Here is a 16,977-nt window from a genome sequence, read left to right as displayed (position 1 = left end):
CTCGACCCGCAGGCTCGCATCACCGGGGCGCCGGCCCGTGCGCGCATCGTCGCGGCCGCGGCCGCGGCACCCCGCTCGCCTCCTCGAATCGTGACGTCACGGCTCCGGCTGCGCCGCCGTCGCGCCCTGCTCGCTCGCCGGGCGCGCCCGCTCGGCGTGCTGGCCGACCCGCCACGCCTCGATGCCGACGACCAGCAGCACCAGCACGAACGTCAGGCCGGCCATGCCGCCCACGATCCACGCGCCGATCCCGGCATTCCCGTAGTCGGCGAAGGTCGGGCTGGCGAGCCCGGCGATCGCCGGGCTCGTCGAGATCGCGAACGCTGCCGGCCCGGTCCAGCGGAACGGCTGGCTCTTGGGCCAGATCAGCCCGATCCGCCACAGCAGCAGCCACAACGCCCCCGTCGCGCTGCCAAAGAACCCCCAGTACGCGCCGATGCCGTCGAAGCGCGCCCGCGGCCAGGCCCACAGCATGAGCGCCACCAGCCCGGCGAAGGTCGCCCAGTGGCTCCTGCGGCCGAACTTCAGGCCCGGGAGCGCCCGCGACCACGGCGGGTACAGCGAGTACAGCACCACCAGCCCCGCGGCGTAGATGAACGGCGCGTTGGTCAGCACGCCGGCCCAGATCTGCTCCTCGTCGAGCCCGCAGCCGGCCAGCAATCCCACGAGCGCGAACGGGTGCAGACGAGAGCGCATCGCCGAGGAGCCTATCACCCGTCGCCCGAGCGCGCCTCGGGCGGGCTCACGCCCGCACGGCGCTCAGCTCGAGCAGCGCCGGCTGGCCGCGGCGGCGGCCCAGCTTCGGGCTCGCCGCCGGATCGGCGTACCAGTCGGTGACCGAGACCAGCGACCAGTCGTCGGCCATCGCCGCGTGAATCGCCGCCGCCTCGTGCAGGTAGCTCGGCAGGTACAGGTCCTCGCCCTCGTGCTCGAAGTGGGCGCGGCCGCCCTGCGCGCGCCAGCGCGGGTGGATCTCGAAGATCTGCAGCCACCCGCCCGGGCGCACCGCCCGGGCCGCCGACGCCAGCAGCGGCGCCACGTCCTCCGCGTGCTCGAGCACGAGGCTGAGCAGCGCGCCGTCGAAGCCGCACAGGCCGGGGACCTCGGCGGCGTCGGCGTGGACGAAGCGGACCCGCGGGTCGGGCACGTTGCGGGCCGCCTGGGCCAGCATGCCCGGCGACACGTCGACGCCGACGTAGGCCTCGAACCCGCGGGCCAGGAAGAACGGCGCGTTGCGCCCCGTCCCGCAGCCGAGCTCGATCGCGCGGCGCCCCTCCGGCCGCCAGCGCCGCATCGCCACGCCGGTCATCGCCACCAGCGGATTGTCGCAGCGATCATACGACCGCGCCCACAAGTCATAACCTGAGACGATATCGGTGCTCCGCATGTGTCCTCCCTGCGGCCTCACCCTGCCGCGAATGGGGGCACTTTGCGTCCGCCAGACGTGCCTGCGGTATAGTCAATCCGGCCCGCCCGCGCAAGCCCTGCCGCGTCGAGGCCGGCGCGGGCCGCCGCGGCGGCCCCGCGATCCTGCACGAGGCTCGCCCGCTCACATCGGGATCGGCACCAGCTCGGCGGCGAAGCGGAAGATGAGGAACTGGTGGTCCGGGTTGCCCCCGCCGCCCGGCCACAGGAAGGGGCTCTGCGGCGGCTGCACGTTGCCCGGGTCCCAGTCGAACCACATCCACTTCGCCTCGGCCGGCATGTCCATCGGGCACACCAGCGGGAACTCGTTGCCGGCCATCGGCCCGCCGTTGTAGGGAGTCGTGTTGTCCTCGCCGAACGCCACCGCCCCGTACTGCGTCCCGACGTCGTCGACCCAGCCGACGCTCGTGGTGTTGGGATCGAGCGCGCCCGCGTTGCACTTGCCGATGTGCTCGTTGATGACCTGCAGCGTCGGCCCGCCGCTGCCCGGCTGGTAATCGACGCCCGTCGCGCACACCTCCCAGCCCTCCGTGCCGGTGAACACGTCCTCGCCGAAGTTCCCGCCGCCGTCTTTGCGGCGGAACCGGGCCAGCACGCCCTGCGTCACCGACGAATCGGCCCAGGCGACGATGTAGAGGAAGCTGGCGTTGTCGGCCTCCTCGTACGGCACCACGTACAGCTCCGGCCCCTCGCCGCAGTTGAAGATCTGCCCCGCCGTCGTGTTCTCGATCCCGCCCCAGTACATCGAGATGTCGTCCTCGGTGCCGTACGCGAACCCGTACGCGTTGTCGGCCGTGATCACGATCTCGATGTCGCTGGCCGGCTCGCCGGTCGTGCCGGTGCTGGTGTCGCCGGTCGTCGTCGTCTCCCCGGTCGTCGTCGTCGTCGTCTCCCCGGTCGTCGTCTCCGACGGATCGCTCGTGCTCGTGCTCGTCGCCTCCGACGTCGTCGTATCGACCCCCTGCGTCGTCGTCGACGTCGGCTCCGGAGTCGTCGTCGCCGTGCTGTCGGTGCCGACCGTGCCGGTGCCGACCGTCGGCTCCTCGGTCGTCTGCGTCGTCGTCGGCGCCACGTTGCCGGTCGTGGGGTCGGTCGCGCCGTCGGTCGCCGTCGACGTGTCGCTGGCCGTCCCGGTGCTCGTGCCGCTGCCATTCTCACAGGCCGCCGCCGACAGCGAGACGAGCAGCAACGGCAGCGACGATCGAAGGAAATTCAATGGGCAGATTCTCAACATGGCGGCATCGTACCCGATCGCGCGAGGGCGGCGCCGTGCGAATCGCCGCGACCCCCCCGCCGCTCGGGGGGCACGATCGCGCGCGCCCTCACGACAGGGCCCGGTGCGCCTCCGCCTCGCCCTGAGGGGTCTTCCCGGCCGCCGCCCGCGCTCCGCACACGCCGCGGCGCTGATGCACGCCACGCGGTCCGCACGCGCGCGGGCGTCGCCCGCCCGTACCGGTTCGACGCACGCGAACAGCGACGGATCGATCCGAGCGTGCTCGAACGATCCGTCGCTGCCTGTCCAATCGAAGGACCTCGGTCATCCGGGGTCGTTCGACGAGGCGAGCCGGACCTGCGTGAATCGAGCGAGCGGGCGGCCGCTCCCCGATTGATCGCAGCGCCCCGCGCGACCTCGATCAGATGCCGCCGCCGGCCTTCTGCATCAGCTGCTCGACCTCGTCGTAGCGGACCCCGGCGGTGGTGCTGTTCTTCTTCGACATCGGCAGCCACACGAAGTCGGGGTGGCGCCGCCGCGACCCGCCGACCCACTCGCCGCCGATGACCCGGCCCGAGCCGTCGAGCTCGAGGATGTAGTCGTAGACCTCGGTGAACGTGAAGGTCTTGACGTTGTCGACCAGCTGCTGGTTATAGCCCGGGCCCGCCTCGTTGATCCAGTACACCTCGGTCCGCATGCGCCGCAGCTCCGCCGCGTTCTTGTTGAAGCGGTACTTCGAGCCGCCCACCTTGAGCATGTCGTTCGCGGTCGCGGCCGAGACCTCCTGGTCGCGCGTGACCTTGTAGCCGATCACCGGGTGGTTCCACACCTCGCGGTCGTAGGTGCGGTCGAACACGAACGACTTGCCGCGGAGGCCGAGCAGGTTGGTCAGCGCGACGTGGAAGCTGCCGGGGTTGGTGTCCTTGCACGGCGCGCTGCCCGGCCAGCCCTTCGAGTTGCAGCGCAGCGACATGAAGCGGACCGACAGGCCCTCGGTGTACGTGAGGCTGACGAGCGCCTTGAGGTCGGAGATCTCGAAGCGCACCCCGTTGAAGGTGATGCCCTGCTTCGGCTCGCGCTCCATGATGGCCGCCGGCGCCCACGCGTGACAGATACCGATCCAGGTCTCGACGCAGCGGCCGCGCGCCTGGCCGTGGCGGCGGGCGCACGCGCGGCCCCCTCCGCACTGCGAGTCGTACTTGCACGCGCGCGAGCCCCCGACGCTGCCGACGCCGAACTGGTTGGACACGGCCGCCGCGATCCCGGCGCGGCCGAACGCGGCGCCGTACTTCTCGGCCGGCGAGCGGACCTTCGAGCCCGCCCAGCGGTAGTTGATGCTGTCGTTGTAGGTCGGCCAGTAATAGCCCGGCCACGGCGTGCGCTCCGCCCAGCCGTTGGTCGGCAGCTCGTGGAACTCGAAGTTGAAGTCCTTGCCGAGCAGGCGCGGGTCGTCGGCCTTCGACCAGCCCTCGCGGTACAGCAGCGCCTCCTCCTGCGACTCGGTCAGGGCCTCCTCGTCCTCGGCCTCGTCGACCGGCTCGTCACAGGCCGACAGCCCCGGACAGAGCACGCCGAGCAGCAGCGCGGCGCGGAGCGTGAACGAAGTCGCGAGTCGGCTCGCGGACAATGATGATGTAGTAATGAACACAGACATGATACACCTCGAACAATGAGCGCACCATTCGCACATTCTCCGTCGTCGCCGGCCGCAGGATCGCGGCGGGGTCCTCGGGAGCGACTTCGAGGCGGAGCGATCGTCACGCAGCGTCGATCGACAGCCTCGCATGATTCTCCTCTCGTCTCGCGGCGACATGGAGGCCCGCCGGAGCGGTCCTCTGCGTGAGCGCGGTCCTGACCGACGGCAGCTGCGACCGCTTCACGGCATCCGCTCGCAGAGACGACGGCGAGCGCGGTGCATGGGTCGCACGGAGTGACCGGCGGGCAATCCATCGGGTCGAGGTCAGCGTGACGGGTCGCCGGTCGAGGTATCGACGATGCGCGGGGCCAGGGCCGCCGACGTATTCGCCGCCGAGTGGGGGGAGCGCTCGATCTGCCGGTCTCGCGCTGCGCCGCTGATTCGGGCGCGACTCGGATTGTGACAGTTAGGAGAGTTCAGCGGCGAGGCGGGCCTCGCCGCTCGAAGCGGAGCGCCCGAGAGGCTCGGGGCGCTCCGCCTCATGCGGCCCGGAGCGGGCCGTGCGGCGCGGTCATCGAGCCTCGAGGACCGCGCGCGCGCCGTGGGTCACTTGCCGAAGGTGTGCTTGCCCACGCCCTGCTCGAGATCCTGGACCAGCATCTCGCACTCGGTGACATCGAGGTAGATCAGCTCGCCCTTGCCGATGCCCTGATCGAAGCCCTTGCCCCAGCGCTTGCCGAAGCCCGGCTTGCCGATGCCCTGCTCGTACTTGCCGATGCCCTGCTCGTACTTGCCGATGCCCTGCTCGTACTTGCCGACGCCCTGCTCGTGCTTGCCGATGCCCTGCTCGTGCTTGCCGAAGTGCTGCTCGAGCTCCTGCAGGATCTCCTGCTCGAGGCTCTGGTCGTACTTGCCGAAGCCCTGGTCGTACTTACCCCAGCGCTTGCCGAACCCCGGCTTGCCGATGTTCTGGTCCTTGCCGATGTTCTTGCCGATGTCCTTGCCGATCCCCTGCTCGAGATCCTGGATCAGCTCCTGCTCGAGGTCCTGGATCAGGTCCTGATCGAGGTCCTGCGTCATGCCCTGCTCGAGCTCCTGCACGAGCTCCTGGACCATCTCCTGCTCGAGGAGCGTATCGTCCTGCACCATGTGCTCGAGCTGCTCGAGCTCCTGCACGACGTTCTGGTCCTTGCCGACGGTGGGCTTGCCGAAGCCCTGCTCGAGCTGCTCGAGCTCCTGCACGACGTTCTGGTCCTTGCCGACGGTGGGCTTGCCGAAGCCCTGCTCGAGATCCTGCAGGAGCTCCTGCTCGAGATCCTGATCGAGCGGCGTCAGGCCCTGGCCGGGGCCGACCGGCTTGCCGAAGCCGGGTTTGCCGACGCCCGGCTTGCCGAAGCCCTGATCGTAGCCGCCGCCCCAGCGGGCGGTGCTACAGAACATGGCGCCCCCGGCGGTGCACGAGCTGCGGCACGAGCGAGCGGCGTCGTCACCGGTCGCGGCGATGTCGCAAGCCGCCAGGCACTCGTCGGCGCTCAGGACCTCGCACGAGCGGTTCTGGGTCACGCCCTGCAGCAGGTCCACGCAGAAGTTCATCTCCTGCTCGATGTCCTTGCCGACGTTCTGCCCATAGCCTTGCTGGCCGCCCCAGCGGGGCTCGTCGGCCGACGAGGTGGCGGGCAGCGCGAACGCGAGCGCCGGGAACAACACAAGAATGGTACGCAACATGGGAGGGTTTCCTTTCTCTGTCTGAAGCAGCCGGCAGGTCAATCCCGTCGGAGCCGCTCCGGTCGAACTATTGGTTGGTAGCACCGGGTAGGCAAAGCTACGGTGTGGTGGAGCGCAAACACGGGTGTGATCAATTGTGGCGAGAACCCGCCGGAAGGGCCGTCTCCGCCGCCAAATTCGGCGAAATAAGCCGCTCCCGCGGCCTCGGCGGGGCGCGCGAAGAGCCGCTCGAATACGCCTCCTGGCCGCCGCTGCGACCGCCTCGCCGACTCCTATCAATGCCGCTCGCCCGCCCGCGGTCGTCCCCCGCGCCGGAGTCGGCCGCGCCGCGCGGTGGTGGCATTATGCCGAGGCGGCGCCGAGAATGTGACAGTGCATCGCGCATTCGCCGTCGGCGAGCGGCCGCGCCGTTGCCCACGGTCGACGCCGCCGGCCCTCCAGGCGAGCCGCCGCGCGTCGACTCACCAGCCCGGTGCGCCGCGGACTACAGCGACCAGCGATACCGGCGCACCCGCGTCAGCCCCAGGAGCCGCATGTCCGAATGGACAGGCACGTCGACGGTGTCGACATAGGTCGCTCCCAGCAATTCGATGGTGCGCAGCGAGGCCGCATTGTCGGGGCTCGTCATCGGCCACAATTCTGCGAATCGGTGCGTCGCGCCAGCGGTGCCAACAATCGACAGGCGCGCAGCACCAGGCGGCGGCCGCGGTGCTCCGGCGCGATCTCGCAGCCCACGTGCCCCGCATGGGCCACCAGGCCCGGATCCTCATGATCGACGCGCAGGACGATCCGCCCGACCTCCGTGGTCGTCCCGCGCAGCACGACGGCGAACAGGTACGCCCGCCGCTCCGGGCGCGACGAGGCGTCGTCGAGCACGCGCAGCTCGAGCGCCTCGTCGACCATCGCCTCCCCGGTGGGCTCCGTATGCGCCACCCGATGCCGAGTCGCGCGCCCTGCGGCCACGAGCGACAGGGCCCCCGGCCCGCTCGCGCCGATCCGCCTCGCCGCAGCGCGAGTTCCGGTCCGGGAGCCGCTCGTCGCGGTTTTGGCTCCAGTTCCGGGCCACCACGTCCTCGCCCGGAGGCGACCCGGCCGCCGCACCTCTGATATCGTGGTTTCGTCGCCTGCCTTCGCGGCGCCTTAGCAAAAGGATAGAGCTTATGCCGACCTCTCGCACGACCTGTCTCTTCCTGTTCACCGGCGCGCTCGGCGTGTTCGCCTGCGACGACACCTGCCCCGAAGTACCTGTCCCTTTGGCCAGCATCGACGCCACGTGCGGCCCGACGGCGGTCGGCACCGTCCCCGTGGTCAACGGCAGCTTCGAGGCGCTCCACGATCCGCTGGCCGGCTGGAGCCTGCGCGACGCCTCCGGCACCGGTGTCACGCGCCTCGCCGGCCTCGACGGCTGCGCCGCGATCGCCCTCACGCCGGCAGACGACCGGTTCGCCGCGAGCGCGCAGCTGACCCAGGTCGTGCCGGCGGCGGCCGTCCGCGGCCAGCGCGTGCGCCTCAACGCCTACGTGCGCGCCGAGACGACCGGTGGTTCGCGGCCCGGCCTCGCCGTGCACGCCCGCGCCGGCGAGCGCCGGCGCGTCGTCGACGGCGCCGCGATCCGCTTCAAGGACGGCGCCTGGGCCCTGCGCGGCGTCGAGTTCGACGTCCCGCGCGACGCCGACACCATCGAGCTGGCCGTCCACCTCGGCGAGGCCGCGCGCGTCGAGCTCGACGGCGTCACCCTCGATCGCGTCGGCCCGGCCTGCCCCGGCTGCGACCCGCCGGCGCCCCTCGGCGAGCGCGAGCTCGACAACCTGCTCGCCTACACCAGGCTTTTGGGACATGTCCGCTGGTTTTATCCCGCCGACCAGGTCGAGCACGGCGACTGGAACCACCTCGCCCTCGCCGGCGTGCAGACCGTCCTGGCCGCCGACAGCCCGGCCGCCCTCGCCGACGCGCTCGAGCGGGTGTTCCAGCCGCGCGCCCCGCTGGTGCGCGTCGCCGTCGGCCGACCCACGCTCGCGCCGTTCGCCCGCCCGACCGACGCCACCCGCGCCCTCGTGTGGCGCCACGGCGACAAGAGCCAGCGCGTCGACCGTGACAGCCTCGTGGGACATGTCCCCGAGGACATCTCGGTGCCCGAGCCCGGCGTCCCGCACGCCGTCCCGCTCGCCCGCGGCCTCGTCGCCAGCATGCCGTACGCCGTGTGGGCCGCCGCTTCGAGCCTGCCGCTACCCGGCCGCAGCGACCCGCCCCTGACCAAGCCGCCCGGCTTCACCCCCGCCGCCGGCGACCGCCTCACCCGCCTGGCCGCGATCGCCGTGCTCGGCGCGCGCCTGAGCCAGTTCTCGCCCCACGTCGCCCGCGACCGCGACGCCTGGGAACATGTCCTGCGGGACAGCTTCGCCCGCGCCGCCGTCGCCCGCGATCGCTTCGAGCTGCGCGAGGTCGCGTGGCGGCTGTTCGCCGCGATCGGCGACACCCCGGCCCAGGCCCACGTCGACAACGACGTCGAGCTCGTCCACCGCCTGGCCCTGCGCTGGACCTGGCTCGAAGACCAGGTCGTCGTCACCGCCGTCGATCCCGCGCGCGCCCCCGACCTGCGGGTCGGCGACGTCGTCCTCGCCCTCGACGGCGTGCCCGTCGAGCTCGCGCTGCGCGACGTCCTCGAGTACGCCCCCGGCCGGACCGACGCGCGGCGCATGTTGTGGGCGCTGTCGCGGCTGTCTCGCGGGCAGACCGACGAGCCGCGCGCGCTGACGGTCCGCCGCGACGACGGCGAGCACACCGTCGCCGTCGCCACCGTCCCGGTCCGGCTCGCGCCCGCGGTGCGACCGGGCCCGAAGATCCGCGACCTCGCCCCCGGCCTCCTCCACGTCGATCTGTCGGGCCTCGACCCCGCGGACCTGCGCGCCGCCGCCGAGCGGATCGCCGCCGCCGACGCCGCCATCCTCGACACCCGCGGCGGCGTCACCCGCAAGATCGTCGAGCTGCTGGTCCCACCCGCGCCGCTGCCCGAGCGACACACGATCTGGCCCGAAGGACAGCACGCCTGGCGCGACCCCGACGCGGCTCCGACCGCTCCCCGCGAGCCCATGGCGCTGCCCTCGCGGCTCGTCGTCCTCACCGACGCCGGCGCCGTGCATCACACCGAGCCGCTGCTCCACGCCCTGCGGACCGACCACGGCGCGCGCCTCGTCGGCAGCCCCACGGCCGGCGCCACCGCCGAGGTGCGCGCCTTCAAGCTCCCCGGCGGCCTGGTCGTCGACTACACCCACGGCGAACCCCTCGCCGTCGGCCGCGATCCGTTCACGCCGCTCGCCCCCGACGTCGCCGTCACGCCGACGCTCGCCGGCCTCCGCGCCGGCCGCGACGAGGTCCTGGAGCGCGCCCTCGCCGAGCTGCAGCCCTCCGACGTCCCTGGCACCGAATGAAGACGACTGACGTGGATCCCAAGCTCGTGACGCCCTATCCGCCGACGCTCCACCGCCTCCCGGACGACACGTCGGGCCGCTTCCAGCTCATCCGCGAGTTCCTGCTGCGATGGCACGGGCTCGACACCGGAGCGGTCGGGCGGACCGTCGACCGCGTCGGCGAGGCCGAGGCGGGCGTCGGCAAGTCGCTCCCGCTGGCGGTGCGCGAGTGGATCGTCCTGCTCGACGACCTCCACCGCATCGACGGCTGGAAGCACGTCCTGCGCGACTGCTGGGGCCTGAAGCAGGTGCCGAACTGCGCCGCGTTCTCGTTGCTGACCGCGGGCGAGGGCGATCGTCACTGGGGCCCGCTGTTCCGCGATCTCGGCAAGGAGGACCCGCCCACCAGCGAGTTCGTCCCCGACTACGAGCGCGACGAGCGACGATTCAAGCGCCGTCGCCAGGTCGCCCCGCGCGTCTCGACCTGGGCGATCGAGTTCATCATCAGCTACCTGCGCCTCAGCAGGAGCCTGCAGATCGAGCGGCGCGCCTCGAAGCCGACGCTCGATCGAGCGTGCACGCGATCGGCCGGCGCTCTCGTCGCGTCGCAGATCGGCGCCACCGAGCTGCTCGAGTTCGAGGGCGGCCTGATCCACGCGGAGCCGGACGGGCGCGGGATCTATCAATTGCGATGTTACGCTCCGCACCTCGCGGCGACCGACTACCACGCCGCAGCCCGCGACTTCGGGCAACGGGTCGACGCGCTCCTCGGCGTGACGTGGCTGTGAAGCGGACGACGTCGTGCCCGCCCGCGCCTCAGGAATCGTGGTCCCAGCGCACGATCGGCCGCCCGCGCAGCCCGAGCCGCGTCCCCGTGTTCTCGCACTGCGGGCAGCGCAGCAGCTCGGGCGCCGGCAGCGGCGCGCACGCGCTCGCGCGGCCCGGTGTCACCTGCACTTCCGGACAGCCGCAGCGCGGGCACACCAGCCCTTCGCCCTCGGCGTTCACGTCGACTCCGCGCGCTTGCGCAGGCGCTCGCGCAGCTCCGCCGGCACCGACTCGTGGCGCCGCGGATCGGCCAGCGGCCGCACCAGGTCCTCCGGCGCGATCAGCCACGGCGGCTCGGGCACCTCGTCGAGCTCGTAGAACCCCCCGCAGAAGCACGCGTGGGGGCACGACGCGCACACCGGCTTGCGCACCCGGCGTTCGGCCAGGTACTGCGCCAGGTTGACCGTCTCGTTGTTGACGAACGCCATGTGGCGCTCGAGCTTGCCGAGGTCGCCCTGCATCAATGATTCGTGCCCCGGCATGAAGCAGAACGGCAGGTTGATGATCTGCAGCTTCATCCGCGCCTGCCACGCCTCGATCACCGCGCGCAGCGACGCCGCCGCGCTCGCCGTGTCGGGGGCCAGCATCGCCGTCGCCCGGCCGAACGGCGTCAAGAATTGATAGTTCACCCAGCGCAGCCCGAGCGACCACGCCAGCTCGGTGATCCCCGCCAGCTGCGCCTCGTTGTGCTTGGTGATCGTCACGTTCATCCCGAGCTCGACCCCGCGGGGCGCCAGGCGGACCGCGTTGCGCACCCCCGCCAGCGTCTGCTCGAAGGCCTCGGCGACCCCGACGTTCTGCGCGTGCGTGCGGGCGTCGGCCCCGTGCACGCTGAACAGCAGCGACGACAGCCCCGAGTTGACCAGGCGGGCCGCGAACGCCTCGTAGGCGCACAGCCGGCCGTTGGTCGTCACGTTGACCGCGCGGTAGCCGAGCGCGCGCGCGTGGCGGATGAGCCCCAGCAGGTCGGGGTGGAGCGTCGGCTCGCCGCCGTCGATGTCGAGCAGCTCGACGCCCTGCTTGCGGTAGTGGGCCAGCTGCTCGCGCAGTCGCTCGCCGTCGCCGTGCAGCTGCGAGCGCGTGCCCACCGCGCAGAAGCTGCAGTGGTTGTTGCACGCGTAGGTCGCGTTCATCACCAGCTTGCGCGGCCCCTGCGACGCCTGCAGCCGCTGCTCGAAGGTCCAGCGGAATTTTTCCAGCAGCTCGGCCGGCACCGTCGCCCCGGTCGGCGCCCGCTGGAACCGCGGCCCCCAGTCGTGATCGGCCGGCGGCGGCGCCAGCGGCAGCGAGCGGGCCAGCCGCGTGCCCGGCAGCGGCGTCGCGAACTGCACCGCCGGCCACGCCTTGAACCTGTCCCACAGGTCCAGCGCGAAGCTCAGCGTCTGGTTGATCTCCGCCGCCGACTCGCCGGGCTGGCCGATGATGTAGTGGATCATCAGCGGCACCCCGGCCGCCGCCGCCGACTCGGCCGCGCGCACGATCGCCGCCAGGTCGAGGCGCTTGCCGACCACCTCGTCGACCACGCGCTGGACCCCGCTCTCGGCGCTCACGCTCAGCGTCGTGATCCGCCCGCGCATCGCCTCCAGGTGGCGCGGCTCGAGGTAGTCGGCGCGCAGCCCGTTCGGCAGCTCGAAGCGCAGGCCGAGCTCGCGGATGTCCTCGAGGACATGGTCGAAGTGCGCGGGGTGGACGTTGATCAGCTCGTCGAGCACGAACACCCGCTCGGCCGCGTGCTCGCCGCGGAGCGCGCCGAGCAGCCGCCGCAGCCCGGCCCGCGAGTGGCGCCGCTGCGTCTTCGGCCGCCCCGGCGGGGTGTCGGGGTTCGAGCTGCAGTGGGCGCACGTGAACGGGCAGCCGCGGCTCGTCACCGCCGGCAGCGTGCGGCCGTCGATCGGGAACGCCCAGCCGCCGCGGCCGAGCCCGCGGACCACCGCCGCGCGGAACTCGTGGTACGCGTCGAGGTCAACCTTCGACCAGGCCGGAACGGGCAGGTCCTCGAGGACAGCTTGCTCGCCGCGGTGGAGCCCGCGCGGCGCCGGCCCGCCGGCGAGGTACGCCCGCAGCAGCGCCGGCACCGTGCGCTCGGCCTCGAATTGCACGTACGCGTCGGCCTCCGGGTAGCTGGCGAGCAGCGCGGGCGCGGCCACGTAGTGCTGCCCCGACTGGTAGCAATCGGCCAGCACGATCGGCACCTCCGGCCCGTGGTGCGCGCGCAGCCCGGCGAGGAGGTCGCCGAGGAGGTCGTCGCGGGCCGGCGGGCGGTGGAACGGCGTGACCGCCACCACGATCGCCGCCGCCTCGCGCGGGCACGCGGCCAGCGTCGCCGCCACCGACGCCCCGAGGTGCGCGCGCCCGTCGCTGCGCCACTCGAGCCCCGCCCCGGGCAGCGCGTAGGCGTCGACGAGGTCGCAGGCCGTGCCCTCGGCCTCGAGCACCGCCGCCAGCTGGACCGCCCCGAGGTCGATGAAGTACGGGTAATCGATGAAGTCTCGCGCCACCGACACGGGCGGATGGACGACGAGGACGCGGCCGGGGCGCACGGTCGGCGACGATAGCACGCTTGCGGCGCGCGCGGGGCGACGGGTACCCTGGCCGGGAATGGACGCCCTCCCGGCCACCGCGGTGCAGCACGAAGAGGCCGCGCACGAGCGGCGCAACTGGGTCCGGCTGACCTTCGACTGCAACGACCGCTGCGTGTTCTGCCTCGACGCGCACACGCACGACGGCACCAACCGCGACCGCGAGGAGATCAAGGCCCAGATCCTCGACGGTCGCCGGCGCGGCGCCACCCGCCTGATCCTCTCGGGCGGCGAGCCCACCATCCACCCCAACTTCGTCGACTTCGTGCGCCTCGGGCGGCGGGCCGGGTATCGCAAGATCCAGACCGTCACCAACGGGCGCATGTTCGCCTATCCCGAGTTCCTGCGGGCCGCCCTCGACGCCGGCCTCGGCGAGATCACGTTCTCGATCCACGGCCCCAACGCCCGGATCCACGACGCCCTCGTCGGCACCAGGGGCGCCTTCGACGAGGAGGTCAAGGGCCTGCGCGGCGCCCTGGCCGACGGCCGCCCGGTCGTCAACATCGACGTCTGCGTCAACCGCGGCAACGTGCGCCAGCTGCCCGAGCTCATGGCCACCTTCACCGCCATGGGCGTGCGGGAGTTCGACCTGCTGCACGTCATCCCGTTCGGCCGCGCCTACAGCGAGGGCCGCGAGGTCCTCTTCTACGACCTCGAGGCCATGCGGCCCTACCTGCTCGAGGCCTTCGCCTACGCCCGCAAGCCGGGCGTGCACGTGTGGCTCAACCGCTTCCCGCCGCAGCACCTCGAGGGCTTCGAGGACCTCATTCAAGACCCGCACAAGCTGATCGAGGAGGTCCGCGGGCGCAAGGAGGAGTACGCGCTGCTGCTCGAGCACGACATCCCGCTCGACTGCCGCGCCCCCGAGCGGTGCAAGCACTGCTACCTCGAGCCGCTGTGCGACCGCCTCGACGAGGTCCGGGCCCAGCTCGCCGGCCGCACCTTCGAGGTCCTCCGCGTCGACGCCGGCGCCGACAGCCACGCCCCCGTCGCCTACGGCGGCGACCCGGCCAGCCGCCAGCACGCCGCCGCCCGCCTGCGCCGCGTCCTGGCCGAGCGGGCCCTCGCCGCCGATCCCCCGGGACATGCTTTGAAAGACATGCCCGACCTCGCGGCCGACGGCACCGCCGACGAGGCCGCCGCCGGCATGGCCGAGGCCCGCGCCGCGCGAACGACCGGTCTCTCCGGACATGTCCACGACAACATGTCCGAAGAGACCGAGCCCGCCCCGCCCCGCCGCCTGCGCCTGCCGCTGCTCGGCGCCGGCCCGCCCGTGCCCCAGGCCCCGGCCCGCCCGCGCCTCGACGCTCGCGCCCTCGCCGCGGCCGCCCGCCCGCGCGCCCTGTGGCTGGTCGCGCCCGACCTGGCCGCCGCCGAGGCCCTGGCCGCCGAGTTCCCCGCCGTCCCCGAGATCGAGCTCGAGCTCGCCGACCCGACCGCCTTGCTCGCCCGCCTTTCGGACATGTCCCATGCACCAGGTCCTGAAGGCCAGCCGCTCACCCTCGCCGGCAAGCGCGTGACCCGCGTCGTCGTCGCCGACCCGGCGGCGGCCGAGGCCCTGCTGGCCGCCGAGCTCGACCTCGACGTCGTCCTCCTGCTGTCGCGCGCCGCCGAGCCGTGGCTGCTGGCCCTGGCGCAGGCCCCGGCGCGCCTGGTCCTGCGCCAGCCCGCGCGCGAGCGCCTGACCGAGTCGGCCGCGCTCGACCTCGACCTCCCGGCCTTCTTCGCCGCCTTCCGCCCCCCCGTCCCCGTCGAGGGCGTCCCCGCCTGCGTGCTCGGCCGGCCCCCGCGCGCCCGCCCGGCGGTGTTCGACGCCGCCCAGCTCGGCCCCGACGGCGGCCTCGAGATCTTCCGCTACGCCCGCCGCTTCATCGACGACGGCTTCCAGGTCAAGAGCCTGCGCTGCAAGACATGTTCGTTCGACCATGGCTGCAAGGGCATGCACATCAACTACGTGCGCGCCCACGGGTTCGCCGCCATGCGACCTGTCCCCTGAGCCATGTGCTCGCCGCCGCGTTCGTCGAGCAGGAGCCGCCGGTCGTGGTGACGCGCCGCCCCGGCCCGCCGCTGGCCCGCCGCCTGCAAGCCGCGCTCGACGCCGGCGACCTCGACGCCGACGAGCCGCGCCTCGGCGCCCGCGGGGCCCTGCTGCGGGCCACCGCGCTGGCGCGAGCCGGCCGGCTGGCCCAGGCCCGGGCCGTCGCCGAAGCTGCTCTCAAGGACAGGTCGGACGACGCCGCCGTGGCCCTCGCCGCCGCCGCCGTCCTGCGCGCCACCCACGACTACCAGCGCAGCCTCGACGCCCTCGCCGCCGCCGCGCGGGCCGCCCCCGCCGCCACCCGGGCCGCGGCCACCCGCGCGATCGGCTACGCCAGCGCGCTCGGGTGGGAGCGCGAGGTCGCGGCGGCGATCGCCACCGGCCGCGCCGCCGATCCCACCGATCCGGCGTGGGACGCCTTCGAGGCGCAGATGCACCTGCGCGGCGGCGATCTCGAGCCGGCCATCGCCGCCGCCCGCCGCGGCCTGCAGCGCGCCCCCGAGTCGGCCAAGCTGCGCATGGAGCTGGCGGCGGCCCTGGCCCGCGCCGGCCACGACGAGGCCTGCGCCGCCGAGGTCGCGGCCGCCGTCCGCCTGGCCCCCGCCGCCGACGCCGGCCTCTACCACCGCGCCGCCCTGTTCGCCCTGCTCGAGACCGGCGACCTCGCCGGCGCGCAGCGCCACGGCGAGCTCGCGCTGCAGGCGGCCCCGCACGACGCCGCCGTCGCGCTCGCCCTCGCGGACATGTCCCTGTGGACAGGCGATCGTGAGGCCGCGCTGGCCCGCGCCGACGCGGCCCCTGGCGCGCTCGGCCGCGCCGGCGCCCGCCGGCTCCGCGGCCAGATCGCCCTCGCCGACGGCGACGTCGCGCGCGCCCTCGCCGAGCTCGAGGCCGCCTGCAGCGCCCCCGACCCGGCCGCCGAGCTGTCGCGCGCCGAGGCGCTGATCCGCCGCGGCGCCTGGGAGCCGGCCCACGCCGCGCTGACCCGCGCGACCGCGATCGGCGACGGCTACCTGTTCGCCGCCTGGATGCTGCGCTTCCTCGCCGCCGCCGGCGAGCGCCCTGCCCCCGACGCAGCCGTCAACCCGCGCCAGATCGAGGAGTTCGCCGAGGCCCTCGCCGAGGTCTCGCCGCTCGGCGCCGCCGCGCTCGCCGACGACCGCCAGGGCCCGCTGGTGGCCGCCACGCGCGACGCCCTCGCGCGCATGGGCTGCAACCGCTCCGCGTTCGCCACCTATCACGACGGACATGTCCTGAAGCGCGTGTCCACGAGGACAGGTGTGCGCCACGCCTCGCGCCAGGCGCTGCAGACGATCCGCAGCGCCGAGCCGGCCCGCGCCCTCGCCCTGCTCGACGCCGCCTGCGCCCGCTGGCCGCGCTCGTCGCTGCCGCTGGCCCACCGCGGCGAGCTGCGGCTGTGGCTCGGCGACGACGCCGGCGCGCGCGCCGACCTCGAGGCCGCGATCGCCGTCAACCCGCGGACCCGCTGGGCCTACGTCGGCCTCACCCTCCTGGCCCATCGGACAGGCGACTCCGCCGGCGCCCTCGCCGTGTCGGCCGCCGGCATCGCCCGGATGCGCGGCACCGTCGGCCCGGCCGTCTACGCCCACCGCGCCGGCGCCCGCGCGGCCACCGGCGACCTCGCGGGCGCCCTCGCCGACCTCGAGCACGCCGTCGTCAGCCACCCCGCCCGCGCCGGCGCGTGGGTCGAGCTCGGCCTCGTCCACGCCGCCCGCGGCGACGCGGCCGGCCTCGCCCGCGCCTTCGACCACCTGCGCGGCCACGCCCCCGGCCTCGTCTCCGACGCCGCCGCTGCCCGAAACTTACCTGTCTGGGGGGACATGTCCTTCATACCCTGTCTAGAAGACCAGACATCGATCCTCGCCGAGGCCCTCGTCATGCTCCGCGGCAACCGCTCCTCGACCTGCGTCACCTACGTGACCGCGGCCGGGCAGCTGCGCACCGTCCCGCACGGCCCCGCGGCCGCCCACCCGCGCGAGCGCATTGACGCCGACCTCGTCGGCATCCGCACGCTGCTGCTGCGCTCCCTCGGCGTCGCCTGAGCCGGCGGCGCGCCGACACCTGACCGAATCGCACGCCGCGTGCGCACCAGTGCCACGATCGGA

General features: G+C 73.5%; 13 protein-coding genes. 4 read left to right on the top strand and 9 right to left on the bottom strand.

The window, feature by feature from the left end; all coding sequences use genetic code 11:
* Positions 1-96: 96 nt before the first annotated feature.
* The 7 genes from K7C98_RS21085 to K7C98_RS21055 form a co-directional block, all read right to left on the bottom strand.
* On the bottom strand, positions 97-696 hold the full coding sequence (locus tag K7C98_RS21085; protein ID WP_224193506.1) for a hypothetical protein: 600 nt from the start codon (positions 694-696) through the stop codon (positions 97-99).
* 46 nt (positions 697-742) lie between these two features.
* Complete coding sequence (locus tag K7C98_RS21080) at positions 743-1,387, bottom strand: class I SAM-dependent methyltransferase (RefSeq protein WP_224193505.1); 645 nt, start codon at positions 1,385-1,387, stop codon at positions 743-745.
* Between the two features lie 162 nt (positions 1,388-1,549).
* Positions 1,550-2,641 carry a hypothetical protein gene (locus K7C98_RS21075; RefSeq protein WP_224193504.1) on the bottom strand — a complete coding sequence of 364 codons (1,092 nt, stop codon included), beginning with the start codon at positions 2,639-2,641 and terminating at the stop codon, positions 1,550-1,552.
* 418 nt (positions 2,642-3,059) lie between these two features.
* Positions 3,060-4,265 carry a hypothetical protein gene (locus tag K7C98_RS21070; protein WP_224193503.1) on the bottom strand — a complete coding sequence of 402 codons (1,206 nt, stop codon included), beginning with the start codon at positions 4,263-4,265 and terminating at the stop codon, positions 3,060-3,062.
* A 615-nt stretch (positions 4,266-4,880) separates the two neighbouring features.
* Positions 4,881-5,999: a hypothetical protein gene (locus tag K7C98_RS21065; protein ID WP_224193502.1), complete on the bottom strand. Its 1,119-nt coding sequence runs from the start codon at positions 5,997-5,999 to the stop codon at positions 4,881-4,883.
* 484 nt (positions 6,000-6,483) lie between these two features.
* Positions 6,484-6,627 (bottom strand): hypothetical protein, encoded by a 144-nt coding sequence (locus K7C98_RS21060; protein ID WP_224193501.1) that lies wholly within the window; start codon positions 6,625-6,627, stop codon positions 6,484-6,486.
* Positions 6,624-6,932 (bottom strand): hypothetical protein, encoded by a 309-nt coding sequence (locus K7C98_RS21055; protein WP_224193500.1) that lies wholly within the window; start codon positions 6,930-6,932, stop codon positions 6,624-6,626. The genes K7C98_RS21060 and K7C98_RS21055 overlap by 4 nt, the downstream gene beginning before the upstream one ends.
* Before the next feature lie 227 nt (positions 6,933-7,159).
* On the opposite strand from K7C98_RS21055, the gene K7C98_RS21050 reads away from it, so the two are divergent.
* Together K7C98_RS21050 and K7C98_RS21045 are read left to right on the top strand one after the other, a co-directional pair.
* Entirely contained in the window at positions 7,160-9,427 is a 2,268-nt protein-coding gene (locus tag K7C98_RS21050; protein WP_224193499.1) for a hypothetical protein, read from the top strand.
* A gap of 11 nt (positions 9,428-9,438) precedes the next feature.
* Positions 9,439-10,194, top strand: a complete 756-nt coding sequence (locus tag K7C98_RS21045; RefSeq protein ID WP_224193498.1) for a hypothetical protein — start codon at positions 9,439-9,441, stop codon at positions 10,192-10,194.
* Positions 10,195-10,222: 28 nt separating this feature from the next.
* Here K7C98_RS21045 and K7C98_RS21040 read toward each other — a convergent pair whose 3' ends face one another.
* A complete protein-coding gene (locus tag K7C98_RS21040; protein ID WP_224193497.1) occupies positions 10,223-10,414 on the bottom strand; it encodes a hypothetical protein in 192 nt (63 codons plus the stop codon).
* Positions 10,411-12,774 (bottom strand): radical SAM protein, encoded by a 2,364-nt coding sequence (locus K7C98_RS21035; protein WP_224193496.1) that lies wholly within the window; start codon positions 12,772-12,774, stop codon positions 10,411-10,413. Before K7C98_RS21035 ends, K7C98_RS21040 begins: the two co-directional genes overlap by 4 nt.
* Positions 12,775-12,832: 58 nt before the next feature.
* Between K7C98_RS21035 and K7C98_RS21030 the strand changes: the two genes are divergently transcribed.
* On the top strand, positions 12,833-14,809 hold the full coding sequence (locus tag K7C98_RS21030) for a radical SAM protein (protein ID WP_224193495.1): 1,977 nt from the start codon (positions 12,833-12,835) through the stop codon (positions 14,807-14,809).
* Positions 14,810-14,814: 5 nt separating this feature from the next.
* Positions 14,815-16,914, top strand: a complete 2,100-nt coding sequence (locus tag K7C98_RS21025; RefSeq protein ID WP_224193494.1) for a tetratricopeptide repeat protein — start codon at positions 14,815-14,817, stop codon at positions 16,912-16,914.
* Positions 16,915-16,977 lie beyond the last annotated feature (63 nt).

The organism is Nannocystis pusilla (genome assembly GCF_020073745.1).
Lineage (GTDB): Bacteria > Myxococcota_A > Polyangia > Nannocystales > Nannocystaceae > Nannocystis > Nannocystis radixulma.
This window is presented reverse-complemented; position numbering and strand designations above follow the sequence as displayed.

What these genes read in the sequence shown, in the direction of transcription:
- K7C98_RS21030 (WP_224193495.1), top strand. Translation starts at nt 12,833, where the DNA reads ATGGACGCCCTCCCGGCCACCGCGGTGCAGCACGAAGAGGCCGCGCAC.
- K7C98_RS21085 (WP_224193506.1), bottom strand. Translation starts at nt 696, where the DNA reads ATGCGCTCTCGTCTGCACCCGTTCGCGCTCGTGGGATTGCTGGCCGGC.
- K7C98_RS21080 (WP_224193505.1), bottom strand. Translation starts at nt 1,387, where the DNA reads ATGCGGAGCACCGATATCGTCTCAGGTTATGACTTGTGGGCGCGGTCG.
- K7C98_RS21065 (WP_224193502.1), bottom strand. Translation starts at nt 5,999, where the DNA reads ATGTTGCGTACCATTCTTGTGTTGTTCCCGGCGCTCGCGTTCGCGCTG.
- K7C98_RS21060 (WP_224193501.1), bottom strand. Translation starts at nt 6,627, where the DNA reads ATGACGAGCCCCGACAATGCGGCCTCGCTGCGCACCATCGAATTGCTG.
- K7C98_RS21050 (WP_224193499.1), top strand. Translation starts at nt 7,160, where the DNA reads ATGCCGACCTCTCGCACGACCTGTCTCTTCCTGTTCACCGGCGCGCTC.